Origin of the sequence: Pantoea sp. AS-PWVM4 (assembly GCF_000468095.1) — a bacterium.
GTDB classification, from domain to species: Bacteria; Pseudomonadota; Gammaproteobacteria; order Enterobacterales; family Enterobacteriaceae; genus Pantoea; species Pantoea phytobeneficialis.
The window spans coordinates 129386-144959 of the sequence record NZ_ASZC01000005.1 but is presented as its reverse complement, the minus strand read 5'-3'; the positions used below and the strand labels follow the sequence as shown (position 1 = coordinate 144959).

Below are 15574 nucleotides of genomic sequence, written 5' to 3'. Positions count from 1 at the left end.
GTTAGGTTTCCGTTAATGCGGGTGTGAATGTAACCGTGTGTTTTTGCAACGCCCATCAGGCGCATTGTACTCATGTTTTTTTAGAAGATGGCGTGTTAGAGAAAAGGGATGCCCAGCCTCATAGTCGCAATTCTGGAAGTGGCATTTATAAGGTGTATCACCGGTGTGGGTGTTAATATGAATGCTCAATCCACGACGTGTCGAAAAACTTAATCCGCAGTCATCACAACAATAGCGATGCTCTTTGTGACATCGATTGATATGGATCTTAAGTTCAGATAAGGATTTGAACGTTTTTTTGCAACCACTCTCCTGACAAAAAAATCTCTTCGTACTGCATGAACTATTCTAATATGCTGGTTTAATTCACCAGAGGTATTAAATCCTCGGTTACACTTCTCACACCGATAGTTTCGCAAGTTGCCATGCTTCGCAAGGTGTTGTGCCAGCGCACTCGGATAGAAAAAAGAGCGATTGCAACCAGCCTGATCACAGAAATAGGTTTTATCCCGGGTATGGATATTATAATGTTTCGCTAAACCACTACTGTGAATATAATCCAGTCCACAACCCTCCCAGTCACATTTAAAAGGACGGCCATCAGAATGAATATCTTTCAGATGAGCATGGTAATTTTTCTGTAAGTTGCTTTGGTAATTACAGTTGGCCCACAAGCAAACGTAATTGTGGGTAGGAGGGTCAATGATAAAACTTTCATCCAATAGCGATGTTTTATCAATTTTCCCATATAAAGCTCGACCAGTTTTCACATCCCAGTTGGGATTCTTCCATAATTCCTGTTGTTTCCATGCAATAAAGCCCTGTTTATAAGTGATATGCGTTTTATCACTATTTTTTCGAGCCAGACCATCATGATCGTTAAAGGTTTTAGGATTGTTTCCAACCATGGAAAATAGATTAATCCCGTCAATCCTTCCCGCAGGATCAGGATTCATCCAGCGCATTATCCAGGGGGCATAATATCGATAACCATAATAAACCAGGCCAGTTATGTCGCGATCTTTACCTGAATAATGAAGGGTTTTATAACATGCTTCTATTTGGCTGCGCGTTAACCAGATGGCTGTTCCGCCGTAAGGATAATATTCTTCGCGGCTGATGATTCCCGCTTCGCCATCAATTTCCAGTGTACTGCTGTGATTCCGATTCTGAATGCTGTGGCGTTGAAGTTGGTTATCCGTTCCTTCAGGCATACCTGACAACCAGCAGTAGATTCGCAAATTATTGACGGTTATCACCGTTAATTTTTCTTTCTGTCTGGTTCCCGTATGGCGCATACGCATTTCAATTCCTGGCAAATAACGGATGACATGCTGTTGCACCGAATTGGCATTTTTTTGTGACGAGGATTTTAGCACGCGTGTGCCAGGCACGCAGTAACGATACTGCTCACGCTGCATGATATTTCCGTTTGATTGCATTGTACTTTTCTCCATCAGGATGAAAAGCGCAGGATTATAGAAATCATATCCAAAAAATAGCCTTCCCTGATGTCAGGGTTGCAAAAAAAATTCCCCTCGGAAGAGGGGATGCCTAATCTATTCAGGCTAACACCAGGGAAATAATGCCTTAACTATACCAAGGTATAGCTTGCGTGAATGTCGGGTTGATCAAAAAAATGGCAAATTGATTCTCGTGAGTAGTAACAGCAGCAGGATCATATCGACGACTTCGCTTAATGCTTGCCAGTTACGCGATGGGTTTAACTGGAAGGCATTACGTAATGACTTGAAATTTATTGATGTTATTTTTTCAAGGTAACGAATTATTAATCTGATATTTTTATTTTTTTTCATAAAAAAATATGAAAATTCCTGGTGTTTAATTGCATGGAACTGTTTACTGTCAGCCGTTTTTTTCTGCGATACATGCCGAAATATGTAATTTCAGGCGTTGCATTCCTTCAGAACTCTCATTTATATTGCGCAAGAATTACACACGGAAAGATTTGTCCTGCCATTTTCCCTGCCATTTTTACAAGGAGTAAATATGAGCAATTCTTATCAAAATGAGATCCCGAAGGCGCGAGTCAATATCAAACTGGACCTACATACAGGGGGGAGCCAGAAGAAAGTTGAACTGCCACTTAAGTTATTGGTTACGGGGGATTTTAGTCATGGTCAGGAAACTCGCCTGATTTCTGAACGAGAAAAAGTCGAAGTTAACAAAAACAATTTCAACAATGTACTGGCGGAGTTTTCGCCTGCCATCAATCTGAATGTACCGGATACACTTGCCGCTGACGGCAGCGAACAGTGGCTGAACCTGACTTTCCGCGAGATCAGCGACTTTGAACCGGAACAGGTTGCCCGCCAAATCCCGCAACTTAAAGCGATGCTCGCGATGCGCAATTTGTTGCGCGACCTTAAATCCAACCTGCTCGATAACGTTACCTTCCGCAAAGAATTTGAAGCCATCCTGAAAGATCCCGCGCTGAGCGATGAATTGCGCGCTGAACTGACCTCCCTGGTGCCAGAAAAGGCCTGATCACCCGTCATTTAATGGATTAATACGAGAGAATAGTCATGTCTGCAAAGAATGAAACTGCTACTGGCGGTCAAACGACTGTGCTTGAAAGACCAGCTTCGGCCGGTATTTATAACTCCCTGTTCGAAAAAATTAATCTCAATCCGGTGTCGCAACTTCGTGAGTTAGACATCTGGCAGGACAATCAGGCAATGTCCGATGCCAGTGCGGATGAACGCGTTACCGCAGCGATGCAGGTGCTACTGGAATGCCTGAAACAACATGGTTCGAAAGTTGAGAAGCTCGACAAAACGTTGCTGGATCTCCACATTGCACACCTTGATCAACAAATCAGTCGCCAGCTTGACCTGGTAATGCATCACCCCGTTTTTCAGCAAGTTGAGTCCACCTGGCGTGGTCTGAAATCTTTGGTTGATAAGGCCGATTTTCGCCAGAACGTCAAAATTGCCCTACTGGACCTTTCCAAAGAAGCCCTGCGTCAGGATTTTGAAGATTCACCGGAGATTATCCAGAGCGGCCTCTATCTGCAAACATACGTCAGCGAGTATGACACTCCCGGTGGTGAACCCATTGCGGCGATGATCTCGGCGTGGGAGTTTGATGCTTCCGCCCAGGATATTGCCCTGTTGCGTAATATCGCCAGGGTGGCGGCCTCGGCACATATGCCATTTATCGGTTCCGTCGGCCCGGCATTTTTCCTGAAAGAAAATATGGAAGAGGTCGCCGCCATCAAGGATATCGGCAATTACTTCGACCGCGCCGAGTACATCAAGTGGAAGTCCTTCCGGGAAAGTGATGATGCGCGTTATATCGGCCTGACTATGCCCCGTGTGCTGGGACGGCTGCCTTATGGTCCGGATACCGTGCCGGTGCGTAGCTTTAACTACGTCGAGGAGGTGAAAGGCCCGGATCATGACAAATATCTGTGGATTAACGCGTCCTTCGCCTTTGCCGCCAACATGGTGCGCAGTTTTATCCACAATGGTTGGTGCGTACAAATTCGCGGTCCACAGGCGGGTGGTGCAGTACAGGACTTACCTATCCACCTCTACGATCTTGGCACGGGTAATCAGGTAAAAATACCTTCCGAAGTGATGATCCCGGAAACCCGTGAATTTGAGTTTGCCAATCTTGGCTTTATTCCGCTGAGCTACTACAAAAACCGCGATTATGCCTGCTTTTTCTCGGCTAATTCGACGCAAAAGCCGGTTCAGTATGACACTGCCGATGCCACCGCCAACAGCCGCATCAACGCACGACTGCCTTACATTTTTCTGCTATCGCGAATTGCGCACTATCTGAAGATGATCCAGCGTGAAAATATCGGTACCACCAAGGATCGACGTCTGCTGGAGATGGAGTTGAACACCTGGGTACGTAGCCTGGTCACGGAGATGACTGATCCCGGCGATGATCTTCAGGCATCGCACCCCCTGCGCGACGCTCGGGTAGTGGTGGAAGACATTGAAGATAACCCCGGCTTTTTCCGCGTGAAGTTGTTCGCGGTGCCGCATTTCCAGGTGGAAGGCATGGATGTCAACCTGTCGCTGGTTTCACAGATGCCAAAAGCGAAATCGTAAGGGTGGTAATCAGGGATGAAAACCGAACAACCGCTGTGGGGGCGGGGGGTGATGATCTCGCCCCAGCATTTCCAACAGCAGACGGCCTGGATGGATTGGCGCAGTGAGTGTCTGGCAAACATGGGGCTCAATCATCCCTGGGGGGTATTTCAGGCTGAGTTTGAACTGGAATCGCTAAGGCAGGGTCGGCTTCAGCCCCGGCATCTGCGGGTCCGTTTTCGCGATGGAACGTTGATTGATACGCAAAATGCCGATCCACTCCCTCCGACACTGACATTGAGTTCTGAGCACAAGGAGGGGGTCGTGGTGCTGGCGCTCCCGCAAATGTACGCCAACGGCGGCAATTGTCTGCAACCCGACCAGGTGGCGGAACGTCCGGTGCGTTTTCGTCAGCACTGGCGCGACATTCGCAATCTGTTTGGTGATGACTCAAAACAGATTGCCGTGTTGCATCCGGAGCTGGCGCTGCGCTTTGCCCATCAGGACAACAGCGATTGGTTGACCTGTCCACTGGTGCGTCTGCAACGGGATGCGCAGGGAACCTGGGCAATTGACAGCCAGTTTCTTCCCCCGCTGCTGGTGATGAGTGGACATCGCGGGTTAATGACTTCTCTGGAACAACTGATGACGCAGCTGCGTGCGCGGCTGGTTCGTCTGATGGCGATGCGTCGTGAGAGCAACCAGCGTATGGCTGATTTCGCTGTCGCAGATGTGTCGTTGTTCTGGTTGTTAAATGCGTTGAACAGCGCTGAGCCGGTACTGGCAAATTTCTTGCGCTATCCGCAAAGCGCGCCAGAGCGGTTATATCCGGAACTGGCACGGCTGGCGGGTAGCTTGCTGACATTTTCCCTTGAGCACCAGGTCAACGCGATACCTTGCTATCAGCATGATGATCTCAACAATGTATTTCCGCCGTTATTGAGGCTGCTTTCCCAGCTGCTGGAAGCCAGCCTGCCTTCACGCGTGGTGGCGATTGAGATGAGCCATGATCGCAGGCTGCGCCAGTGGCGTGCTCGCCTCAATGATCCTCGTTTGCGTGAAGAGGCGGATTTCTATCTTTCGGTACGCTCACCCTTACCCGTGGTGCAACTTCAGGAACAGGTTCCACGTCAGTGCAAAGTGGGCAGCCCGGATGATGTTGTCAGCCTGGTGAACACTTCACAGTTGGGGGTTCCACTCCAGCCATTGAGCCATGTTCCAGCCGCCATTCCGTTGCGGCTGGAAAATCAATATTTCTCACTCGACCTGTCGCATCCGGCAGCACGCGCGATGCTGGAGAGCGGTTGCTGCATGTTTTACGTCCCCGGTACCCTGGGTGACCCGGAACTTGAACTCTTTGCGGTACTAAGAACATGAGTGACAACCAACTGGAAAGTCCCGTGGATATTGATGCACTGATGCTGAACTGCTGGCTCCAGGTCATCAGTCTTCGGCATCAGCCACAATTCAGGGAGGGAGAGGGCAAAGCGTTATGGCAGCGTTGCGTGACTGACATCGAGCGGGTTCAGAAAGCCCTGCGTAATGCAGGCGTCAGTGACGAAAGCCGTCACGATATCCTGCGCGCGCATTGTGCATTACTCGATGAAGCGGTCAAGGGGCGTGGCGTGCAGGATGATGCCTGCACGCAGTGGTATCACCTGCCGCTTCAGGGGCACTTTCTGCATACCATCGATGCCGGTGAAACGTTGTGTGACCGGATGCGGCAGGTACTTAGCCAGCCCGCTGCGGATGCTCAGGTAGTGAAGTGCTTTCATCGGGTGATGTTGTTGGGATTCCTTGGCGGCTATCCGTCGCTGGACGTTGCGGAGCGTCAAAACCTGATCGGTGCGCTCAATGAACGTGTTCCCCCTTGCTCGCTCACCACTGATCAGCCTCTGTTGGTTGGGGCTGGCAGCGGTTTGTCGCAGGGCGTGTTGAGCCACTGGCCGGTTCGCCTGGGAATTGCCGCGTTGCTGTTGTTGGCTTTGTGGTGGGGGCTGGATCGCTGGCTGGATCAACTGATAGCGACACTGCTGCCAGAGGTGAAAGGATGAAGTCTGCACTTCAGCGTTGGAAGATGTGGTGGGCTGCTTTCCGTCGTCCTCCATATTCTGCTCCGTCATTCAGTAAGGCTTTGCCAGAAGCGGGCTATCGCCTGCCGGTGGTGCTGTGTTGCGGCGATGACGCAGAGGGCTGGCCGCAGGGAGAATTTGTCCGACTCGTGCCACAGGGGTGCTGGATACGCATCACGGCCAGCAGCGAGCTCCAGCATGTTTTGCGTCAGTTGCTGCAATGTCGTCCTGGCTGGGGTGGGCAGATTGCCGTCTGTATCAGCGTTAATCCGCAGCAGCATACACAACAGTCAGCGCTGGAAAACCAGCTTCATGAATTACGTTGGCAAATTGGTGTGCTGCGGCGTGAAACGCGGCAGGCGTTGCCGTTGCTGATAACCATCAGAGTGGCGGGCAACGTCACGCTGACGGCAACTCCTCTGTGGCAAGTCATGACCTCAGAGGCGGGAACGCAGATCTGGTACCAGGGACAGGCACCACAATCCATCGAGCAGTGGTTAGCAAAGGCGGATAGCACCGTGCTACAGCAGCAGATGCTGTTTAACGCGGTGGAGCGTGGTTTCAGTCAGCAGGTGCGCCAGATCTTTACTGCGCAGCATCCGGATGTTGATGCAGTGCCACCTTATGCCATCCTCAGCGCGCTGCAATCCGCGCTGGTGCAGGAACAGCCGGATTCACTTTGGCGGCAATGGCTGTCCAGGCACACCGCTTTGCAGTTGGTTGCTGGCTGGTCGGCAAACCAGGATGAGTATGCCCAACCTGATTTCCTCCTACCCTTGTTACCTCGCGGGCAGGGCTTTACCCCTTTTCGCCGGGCGCTGCCGGTTGTCCTGACGGGCTTGTTTGTTTCCGCGATCATCGCAATGAGTTGCAGCGCATGGCACAACCAGTCGCTTATCCGTCGTATCGCGTTTGATCTCGCCAGTTACCAGGCTATCGCCATGACTGAGGCAGCACCAAAAGCGGCGGCAGTTGCGGTACTGAGAGAGGATGCTGCTCAGCTGAACCACTGGGCTCGACAGGGGGCACCTTTGTATCTGGGACTGGGGCTGTATCGTGGTGAGCGTCTGCACCTGCCCGTCTTGAATGCTATCCGCAGCTGGCAGCCTCCTCCACTGCACCCACTCCAACCTGAACCCCAACCGACGATTGCCCAGCTTGACAGCCTGGCCTTGTTTGATTCTGGCAAAGCCGTGCTGAAACCGGGCTCTACCAAAGTACTGATTAATGCCCTGATTGGCATTCGAGCCAGACCGGGCTGGCTGATTGTGATCAGCGGCCATACCGACAATACCGGCGATCCCGGATTTAATCAGCAGCTTTCACTGAAGCGTGCCGAAGCCGTGCGTAACTGGATGCGGGACACCGGTGCTATAGCGGAGAGCTGCTTTGCGGTGCAGGGATACGGTGTCAGCCGTCCTCTTGCTACCAACGATACATCGGAGGGGCGCGCGACCAACCGGCGTGTCGAAATCCATCTGGTGCCGCAGGCAGATGCCTGTCAGGTGCCAGATGACACCCTGCTGTCATCACGGGATGGTGACGGTAATCAACACTTAACGGAGTAAAAATTATGGCGATTCCAGTTTATCTATGGCTGAAGGACGATGGCGGCGGGGCGATTAAAGGCTCGGTCGAGGCTGAAAACCGTGAAGGAAGCATTGAGGTGGTTGCAATGAAACATCAGGTGCATATCCCCACCGATGACAACACCGGCAAGGTGACAGGCACACGTATCCATGCGCCATTGCAGTTTACCAAAGCGATCGACTCCTCCAGCCCCTATCTCTACAAGGCGGTGAGCACCGGCCAGACGCTTGAGAGCGCTGAACTGAAATATTACCTCATCGATAGTGGTGGGAACGAAGTGGAGTACTTCAACATCAAGCTGGAAAAAGTCAAGGTGGTAAAGGTGAGTCCACTGGTGCATGACATCAAAGACGCCACCAAAGAGAAGCGCAATCACCTGGAAGAGATTGAGCTGCGCTACGAGAAAATCACCTGGAACTATAAAGACGGCAACCTTGTTCATTCTGATGAGTGGAATGCGCGACCTGTCGCGGTTGCTGCTGGCTAAACCAGCGCGGGCGGCATTGCCGCCCGCTTTTATTCTGCTCGGCAAACAACACCGGAAGTTCACACCTGATGGGCATGGGTTACGGCCAGGGGCGGTAGCGTGCCTGAATTGGAGAAAGAGATATGGAACATCAATCCGCCGTTTTGTTGCGGCGCCTCAATCCCTTCTGCGCGCGAGCCCTCGAGGCTGCGGCCTTTTTATGTCAGACGCGTGCCCACGCAGAGATCACGCCTGAACACTGGCTGCTGAAGTTACTGGAGGCAGGGGAAGGTGATCTGACGGTGATCGCCCGTCGTTATGCATGGGATTTGGATGCCATCTGGCAATCTTTGTTGCGTTATCTGGATACTCTGCCTCGTACCGTACGCAGCAATCCCTCGCTTTCAGCTCGCTTGCAAACATTGCTGAAGCAGAGCTGGTTGTGTGCTTCGCTGGAAAATGAAAGCACTCAGATTCGCACGCTCCATGTGTTGATGGCGATCGTGGATACCCCAGCGCTGCTGGTGTGTGATGAACTCTGGCCGCTACTGACATTGGGTAAAACTCAGCTTGATCGCTTGTGCCCACTGCTTGAAGAACAGTCCGATGAGCGGGTCAGACCGCCTGAGATTTTTAGTGCCGCAGCGGCATTGCCTGTTCCCGGTATAAAACACGATGCACATCAGGCGGTGCTGGATCGTTTTACCCTTGATCTCACGGCCCGCGCTCGCGCTGGTCATATCGATCCGGTATTCGGGCGTGACAATGAAATCCGTCAGATGGTGGATATCCTCGCCCGCCGACGCAAAAACAATCCGATTCTGGTAGGGGAACCTGGCGTGGGTAAAACCGCGCTGGTGGAGGGGCTGGCGCTGCGTATCGTGCAGGGAAACGTACCGGATAGCCTGAAGTCAGTTAGCGTTCGTACTCTTGATCCGGGCCTGCTCCAGGCGGGGGCGGGTGTAAAAGGTGAGTTTGAACAACGGCTGAAAAATATCATTGCGGCAGTACAGCAGGCAACCAGCCCGGTGCTGCTGTTTATTGATGAAGCCCATACCCTGATCGGTGCAGGCAATCAGGCGGGTAGCGTCGATGCTGCCAATCTGCTGAAACCGGCACTGGCAAGGGGGGAACTCCGCACTATCGCGGCCACTACCTGGGGTGAATACAAACAATATTTCGAACGTGATGCAGCATTGGAACGGCGTTTTCAACGTGTGCAGGTTGATGAGCCAGATGATGAAACCGCTTGCCTGATGCTACGCGGCCTGAAACCCCGCTATGCACAACACCACGGCGTCTACATTTCAGACGAGGCGGTGCGTGCTGCGGTGGCCCTGTCGCGGCGTTATTTGACGGGCCGCCAACTGCCGGATAAAGCCGTTGATCTGCTGGACACCGCCAGTGCGCGGGTACGCATGAGCCTGGACACTGTGCCGGAATCGCTGGTACGACTCAGGGCGCAAATTGTCGCGCTTGAGATCGAACAACAAGCATTGCTGGAGGATTGTGCTGTCGGCCATTATGACGGCAACAACCGCCTGGCGGAGACCCGGCAGCTTATCCGCCAGCATAATGACGATCTGGCTGTGCTGGAAACGCGATACCAACAGGAAAAAAAACTAACGGAACAGCTGCTGGCTTGCCGCAGCGATCCTTCCCGCGAACAGGAGATTGCCGCGCTACAGGATGAGCTGATTAAGGTTCAGCAGACTGCACCACTGCTGGCGCTCGATGTGGACGCACGCACGGTGGCGAATGTCGTCGCTGACTGGACTGGCATCCCGCTCTCCTCATTAATGAAAGATGAACAGAGTGAGTTGCTGATGCTGGACAACGTGCTGGCCCAGCGCATTGTTGGACAAGATCACGCGCTGCATGCAATTGCACAGCGGTTGCGGGCAACCAAAACCGGTCTCGCTGCGGAAAATGGCCCACAAGGGGTATTTCTGCTGGTGGGTAGTAGCGGATCCGGAAAAACCGAAACCGCCCGGGCGCTGGCGGATACCCTTTACGGTGGTCAGCGCTCGCTTATCACCCTCAACTTCAGCGAATATCAGGAAGCGCATACTGTCAGTCAGCTTAAGGGTTCACCTCCGGGATACGTCGGTTATGGTCAGGGCGGTATCCTTACGGAAGCGGTACGTAAGCGTCCCTATAGCGTGGTGCTGCTGGATGAAGTGGAAAAAGCGCACCCTGATGTGTTGAACCTGTTTTATCAGGTATTCGATCGCGGAGTTATGCGCGACGGTGAAGGTCGCGAGATCGATTTTCGCAATACCGTTATCCTGATGACCTCCAATCTCGGCAGCGACCCACTGATGCAACTCCTGGAGGAGCATCCCGACACCAGCGATGCTGAGCTACAGGAACGGTTACGTCCACTGCTGCGAGACCATTTCCAGCCAGCCCTGCTGGCACGCTTCCAGACGGTGATCTACCGGCCACTCACACCGGCAGCGATGCGCACCATCGTTGCCATGAAGTTGGACCTGGTCAGCCAACGCCTGGCTCAACATTATGGCGTCTGTACCAGGCTTGAAGAAAACCTGTATGACGCCCTCACCTCCGCCTGCCTGCTGCCGGATAGCGGCGCACGTAATATCGACAATCTGCTGAATCAACAGATTCTCCCGGTACTAAGCCAACAACTGCTGAGGCTGATCGCTGCCGGGCATAAACCCACCGTCCTGAAGCTGGGCTGGGATATTGAGCAGGGCATTGTGCTGTCTTTGGAAGATCAGAGCGTTGGTGTGGCTGGTGGATAAGCATGGCTACATTCACCCGCTGCGTAAAACGATACCTGTGCTGAACAGCGTAATACTCGCTGCCGATTAAAGACCCCTTAAGGATGGAGGAGCCGAAAGTATGTCCGAAATAATCCGTCGTATTTCGTGTGCCGCTTTTTTAGCCGGCATGGCGTTTTTGTCGATCTGTATGCCGTCAAAGGCCGGGGCCGGTGTGATTAAAGCGATTAATCACACCCACTGGGCAATTAATCGCTTCAGCATCAATGGTCAGTCCGGCATCGATATTATCGGCCCGTATCAGGGCGGCGGGGGTGGCTGTTGTTTTAGCGTGCCGGAGAAATGGCAGCCGGGAATGACGGTGAGGGTGGACTGGGAAACCGGGGTCGGTGATATGGAGGGTTTTCCGGGATTTGCTGACTGGGAAAAATATCTGTCCTGGAAAAAAGAAATGAAGGCCCTGAGCCGCCAGCATACCAGGACGGTGCCGCTGCCGGATTATAACGGTCAGGATACCTGCGGAATCACCATCCATTTCCTGCCCTGCGACGAAATTAAAGTGACCACCAGTTGCTGGTCGCCGCGAAATGCGAACTACCCGATTAAAGAACCCTTAAGGATGGAGGAGCCGAAGGTATGTCCGAAATAATCCGTCGTATTTCGTGTGCCGCTTTTTTAGTCGGCATGGTGTTTTTGTCGATCTGTATGCCGTCAAAGGCCGGGGCCGGGGTGATTAAAGCGATTAATCACACCCACTGGGCAATTAATCGCTTTAGCATCAATGGTCAGTCCGGCATCGATATTATCGGCCCGTATCAGGGTGGCGGGGGAGGCTGTTGTTTTAGCGTACCGGAGAAATGGCAGCCGGGAATGACGGTGAGGGTGGACTGGGAAACCGGTGTTGGATCTTCTGATGATTTTCCCGGATTTGCTGACTGGGAAAAATATCAGGCTTGGACGAAAAAGAACCACGCGCAAAAACGCCAGCATACCAGGACGGTGCCGCTGCCGGATTATAACGGTCAGGATACCTGCGGCATCACCATCCATTTTCTGCCCTGCGACGAGATTAAGGTGACCACCAGTTGCTGGTCGCCGCGTAATGCGAACTACCCGATCAAAGAACCCTTAAGGATGGAGGAGCCGAAGGTATGTCCGAAATAACCGGCAAAGCACAGGTCTGGTATCCCCCGGCATTTCCGGCGCAGGGCCGTTTACCGGCGGCTGCCACGCTGGTGGGCGAAAACTGCAAAAAGCAGAACAGCCGGGAGCGGGCGTATCGTCAGGAACTCTGTCTGGCTGCCGGACGGCGGGTGGAGCCTCCCTGCTGCAAAACGCTGCATATCAGCCTGTTTTTCGACGGCACCGGCAATAACCTGAATAACGACCTGTATCTGTCTGACCCGCCACATCCGACCAATATCGCCCGGCTGTTCAGTGCCACCATCGGCAGTGGTTATGCGGGCGGTGTCGGTGCACAACAGGCGCAGTTGTTCGATATCGGGGCGGAGAACTATTTCAAATTCTATATTCCCGGCGTGGGCACGCCGTTCCCGGAAATTGATGACCTGGATTACAGCACATGGGGGCTGGCATTCGCCAGTAACGGGGAGGACCGGATTAACTGGGCGCTGTTGCGTATTATTGATGTGCTGAAAAGGACGTTAAAAGACCCCGGTCAGGACGGCCTGAAACTTTCCGAAAGCGAAAGCCGCGCAGCGCTGGAAAATATGAAAACCAGCTGGGCCCACTTCGGTTTTGGCGGCAGTCATAACCGCTATGAGGAATTTACCCGGCAGCTGCGGGCGCTGAAAGCCCGGCTGAAAAACGCACTGGAGCAGCCGGAGCCGGGCAAACCGAAGTTGCTGGGTATCAAACTGTATATTTACGGCTTTTCCCGGGGAGCCGCCGCAGCGCGTGCCTTTGTCAGCTGGCTCAGTGAACTGCTGCCCCCTCCCGCAGCGGGTGAAGACAGACCCGAGCAGTGTCTGGCGGTGGAGGGGATGAAAATTCCCCTCAGCGTGGAGTTTCTCGGTCTGCTGGACACGGTGGCTTCGGTGGGAGTGGCACATATGGTCCCTCTGGCTGACGGGCATATGTCGTGGGCGGATGGCACGCTGGAGCTGCCGGATGAGACCACCTACGGCGGCCTGATTAAACGCTGTGTGCATCTGGTGTCTTCCCATGAGCAGCGCCTGTGTTTTCCGCTGGATTCCATCCGGCGCGGTAACGGGGAATACCCGGCGAACAGCGTCGAGGTGATTTATCCGGGCATGCATTCTGATGTGGGGGGCGGGTATCCACGGGGCGATCAGGGGAAAGCAAATGATAAATTAGACCGTTTACTGCTATCTCAGATTACTTTGCATGATATGTACGCTGCTGCATTTACAACAGGGGCACCATTAAAAGTTCCAGAATTTTCAATTCCAGATGCACTGAAGCAGCAAAACTGGAGGATATTAGATTCTGAATTACAGATTGAATTTGCGGTAGCCCCGGATTTAATCCACCGCTTCAACGCCTGGCGCGAACGCACCCTTAACCTCCCCACCCCCGACACCCCTGATGATCTTCAGGCCGCCGATTACCAGCCCACTCAGGCTCCGGTCTGCCTGGAAGTGGCCGCCGATGCACAGATGGCCTGGATAACCGGCTGGCGCATCAACCGTTATGCGCTGAAAACGCTGTTGCAGACTCCTTTCTATCAGCGCGCCACAGACACGCAGGCCGGTCCGGAGGTCCGCAGGCAGGCCAGAATCCAGCGGGATAAGGACCAGGCTGCCGTGGAGGCCAGAAGACGTAAATCGGTCAGGCTGAAAGATTATCTCCCGGAGCCGGGTATTAAAGACTTCGACCCGGATATGGCGCAGACGCAGTTAAGGGAGGCGGCACAGGAATTTGCGGAGGATTATCACAAAGTCTTTCGCAGCCTGAACAGCGCAATGGAGGTGTTGGTGGATAAGACGCAGCAGGTGGTCTTTCTGCTGAACAGCGATGATGAGGAGACGGAGTACTTCAGAATGAAAGCGGCAGGGGAGCAAAAACACCGGGAACTGCTTGAATCTGCTGACGGGTTACTTATGGCGTTGTTTGATGACCAGGTGCATGACTCGCGCGCCTGGTTTCTCCACGCCAGTCTGGGCAGTCGTGAACCCTGGGGCAGCTACTTCCGCTACCGGATGATTTACTTTGGCGACAAGTGCAGCAAGTCGCTGGCAGCGCTGGTGGTTGACGGGAAGGTACCGGGGATGGTCACCCAGGATGAGCCAGTCCTCCTCCGCTTCAGGGTCAAATCCGACAGGGACATTCCCCCGGCTCTGGCCGTGTACGACGTGGAGGTAGTGGACCGGCAGAGCGGAGCGCCCGTGCCGCTGCTGGCGGAGTCTGCCAGTCTGCGTCAGTTCACCCGGGAACCCGGTGTGGTGGTGGCACAACAGAGAGCGATCAACAGTGAACAGCATCTGGCCCAGGTGAAAAGCGCCCTTCAGGAAGGATGGCGTGAAAAGGCACAGTCAGCAATCGCATAACCAAAGGATAATCAACGGATGATGAGCGAACTACCTCCCCAACCAATCCAGACCGGTGGAGACCCGCGTACCTTCAGCGAATACGTCACGTTGCGTGATGAGATAGGCAAACTTTCTCATCCTGCCCGGCCTGATGTGGACTGGCGACATGTCGAGAAGCTCTGTCTCGCATTGTTTGAGTTGAATGGCGTGGAGTTGCAAAGCGCCTCCTGGTACACCCTGGCGCGCATACACACGGCTGGGGTGCATGGCTTGAACGAAGGGTTGAGTATCCTCGAGGCGCTGATTGCACGCCAGTGGGCGGTACTGTGGCCGCAGGCCATGTCGGCGCGCATGGATATCATTAGTACCCTGGTACGTCGGATCCAGAACTTTCTGCGTTGCTGTATGTTTCAGCATCAGGATGAGTTAACGGGGTTGTATCGCAGCGAAGCATTGCTCCAGTCACTCCGTGATACGCTCACAGGCTATGGCATGAGAGATGCAGCTCAGACAGGCGCTCTGTACGAGCAGATAAAGTCTGCGATCGCGCATCTTAAGGAGGGGGCGGTAAATATGCCGCAGCCTCTCTACGAACCGCCGACTCCGAAAGTCTATGTCATTCAGCCTACAATGGGAGCATCAGCTTCAATGTTAAAGCCTTTCGTCAGCGGTGCCTGTTGCGCGCTACTGGCTGGGGCGATGGTGTTGGGAGGTGTGGTCTGGTTCAGGTATGAGCAAATGCAACAACAGGCGCACATGGAACAACAACGTAGGGTAAAAGAAGCTATTCCGTTTGAGCGCTTACAGAGCTGGCAGCAAGGAATGGCTGAGTTACAGCAATTGACAGAACAGCTTAACCGTCTGGATAAAACGCGCGGCAAATACCTGACGGTAAGTGAATTGAAATCCAGCATATTTTCAGTGATGCAGGCATTTAATCAGCACCCTCCAGTTGAGGAGCAGATACGGCGTTACGCTGAAGACGAGGGAAATCAGAGCGGTGAACAGGTTCAGATCGAAATATTGCTGAGGCAGTTGGAGTATCGGTATCAGTTGCTGCGGGAGGAGAAGGGAAGCTGATGCTGGGATCGATAGGTTCAATTGATGTTATATAAGCAGA

Annotated in this window: 12 protein-coding genes and 1 pseudogene; 11 read left to right on the top strand and 2 right to left on the bottom strand. The window is 53.3% G+C overall.

All coding sequences use genetic code 11. From position 1 onward, the window contains the following. Window positions 1-12: 12 nt before the first annotated feature. Both L579_RS24325 and L579_RS06560 read right to left on the bottom strand, forming a co-directional pair. Window positions 13-261: a C2H2-type zinc finger protein gene (locus L579_RS24325; protein WP_369758276.1), complete on the bottom strand. Its 249-nt coding sequence runs from the start codon at window positions 259-261 to the stop codon at window positions 13-15. After that, window positions 210-1421 (bottom strand): RHS repeat-associated core domain-containing protein, encoded by a 1212-nt coding sequence (locus L579_RS06560; protein ID WP_161628637.1) that lies wholly within the window; start codon window positions 1419-1421, stop codon window positions 210-212. The genes L579_RS24325 and L579_RS06560 overlap by 52 nt, the downstream gene beginning before the upstream one ends. A 589-nt stretch (window positions 1422-2010) precedes the next feature. On the opposite strand from L579_RS06560, the gene tssB reads away from it, so the two are divergent. From tssB to L579_RS23005, 11 genes and pseudogenes are all read left to right on the top strand, one after another. Then, window positions 2011-2508, top strand: a complete 498-nt coding sequence (tssB, locus tag L579_RS06555; protein ID WP_021183490.1) for a type VI secretion system contractile sheath small subunit — start codon at window positions 2011-2013, stop codon at window positions 2506-2508. Between the two features lie 38 nt (window positions 2509-2546). Next, the gene (gene tssC, locus L579_RS06550; protein WP_200864653.1) at window positions 2547-4088 is read left to right on the top strand and encodes a type VI secretion system contractile sheath large subunit; all 1542 of its coding nucleotides are present in this window, start codon (window positions 2547-2549) and stop codon (window positions 4086-4088) included. A gap of 15 nt (window positions 4089-4103) precedes the next feature. Continuing rightward, window positions 4104-5444, top strand: coding sequence for a type VI secretion system baseplate subunit TssK (gene tssK / locus L579_RS06545; RefSeq protein ID WP_021183488.1), 1341 nt, complete (start codon window positions 4104-4106; stop codon window positions 5442-5444). Next, window positions 5441-6121, top strand: coding sequence for a type VI secretion system protein TssL, short form (gene tssL, locus L579_RS06540; RefSeq protein WP_021183487.1), 681 nt, complete (start codon window positions 5441-5443; stop codon window positions 6119-6121). The genes tssK and tssL overlap by 4 nt, the downstream gene beginning before the upstream one ends. Then, the gene (locus L579_RS06535; protein WP_021183486.1) at window positions 6118-7707 is read left to right on the top strand and encodes an OmpA family protein; all 1590 of its coding nucleotides are present in this window, start codon (window positions 6118-6120) and stop codon (window positions 7705-7707) included. Before tssL ends, L579_RS06535 begins: the two co-directional genes overlap by 4 nt. A gap of 5 nt (window positions 7708-7712) precedes the next feature. Next, the gene (gene tssD / locus L579_RS06530) at window positions 7713-8216 is read left to right on the top strand and encodes a type VI secretion system tube protein TssD (protein WP_021183485.1); all 504 of its coding nucleotides are present in this window, start codon (window positions 7713-7715) and stop codon (window positions 8214-8216) included. 122 nt (window positions 8217-8338) lie between these two features. Continuing rightward, entirely contained in the window at window positions 8339-10963 is a 2625-nt protein-coding gene (gene tssH, locus L579_RS06525; protein WP_021183484.1) for a type VI secretion system ATPase TssH, read from the top strand. 148 nt (window positions 10964-11111) lie between these two features. Then, window positions 11112-11591 (top strand): DUF3304 domain-containing protein, encoded by a 480-nt coding sequence (locus tag L579_RS06520; protein ID WP_235056572.1) that lies wholly within the window; start codon window positions 11112-11114, stop codon window positions 11589-11591. Window positions 11592-11662: 71 nt separating this feature from the next. Continuing rightward, window positions 11663-12106: pseudogene (locus L579_RS06515) on the top strand (DUF3304 domain-containing protein); the annotation flags it as partial. After that, on the top strand, window positions 12094-14472 hold the full coding sequence (locus L579_RS06510) for a T6SS phospholipase effector Tle1-like catalytic domain-containing protein (protein ID WP_021183481.1): 2379 nt from the start codon (window positions 12094-12096) through the stop codon (window positions 14470-14472). The pseudogene L579_RS06515 and the gene L579_RS06510, both read left to right, overlap by 13 nt. 18 nt (window positions 14473-14490) lie before the next feature. Continuing rightward, a complete protein-coding gene (locus tag L579_RS23005) occupies window positions 14491-15534 on the top strand; it encodes a VasL domain-containing protein (RefSeq protein ID WP_021183480.1) in 1044 nt (347 codons plus the stop codon). Window positions 15535-15574: the final 40 nt, after the last annotated feature.

Excerpts from the sequence above, each read along its gene's own strand:
- L579_RS06560 (WP_161628637.1), bottom strand. The coding sequence starts at position 1,421 with ATGCAGCGTGAGCAGTATCGTTACTGCGTGCCTGGCACACGCGTGCTA.
- tssB (WP_021183490.1), top strand. The coding sequence starts at position 2,011 with ATGAGCAATTCTTATCAAAATGAGATCCCGAAGGCGCGAGTCAATATC.
- tssC (WP_200864653.1), top strand. The coding sequence starts at position 2,547 with ATGTCTGCAAAGAATGAAACTGCTACTGGCGGTCAAACGACTGTGCTT.
- tssK (WP_021183488.1), top strand. The coding sequence starts at position 4,104 with ATGAAAACCGAACAACCGCTGTGGGGGCGGGGGGTGATGATCTCGCCC.
- tssL (WP_021183487.1), top strand. The coding sequence starts at position 5,441 with ATGAGTGACAACCAACTGGAAAGTCCCGTGGATATTGATGCACTGATG.
- L579_RS06535 (WP_021183486.1), top strand. The coding sequence starts at position 6,118 with ATGAAGTCTGCACTTCAGCGTTGGAAGATGTGGTGGGCTGCTTTCCGT.
- tssD (WP_021183485.1), top strand. The coding sequence starts at position 7,713 with ATGGCGATTCCAGTTTATCTATGGCTGAAGGACGATGGCGGCGGGGCG.
- tssH (WP_021183484.1), top strand. The coding sequence starts at position 8,339 with ATGGAACATCAATCCGCCGTTTTGTTGCGGCGCCTCAATCCCTTCTGC.
- L579_RS06520 (WP_235056572.1), top strand. The coding sequence starts at position 11,112 with ATGGCGTTTTTGTCGATCTGTATGCCGTCAAAGGCCGGGGCCGGTGTG.
- L579_RS06510 (WP_021183481.1), top strand. The coding sequence starts at position 12,094 with ATGTCCGAAATAACCGGCAAAGCACAGGTCTGGTATCCCCCGGCATTT.
- L579_RS23005 (WP_021183480.1), top strand. The coding sequence starts at position 14,491 with ATGATGAGCGAACTACCTCCCCAACCAATCCAGACCGGTGGAGACCCG.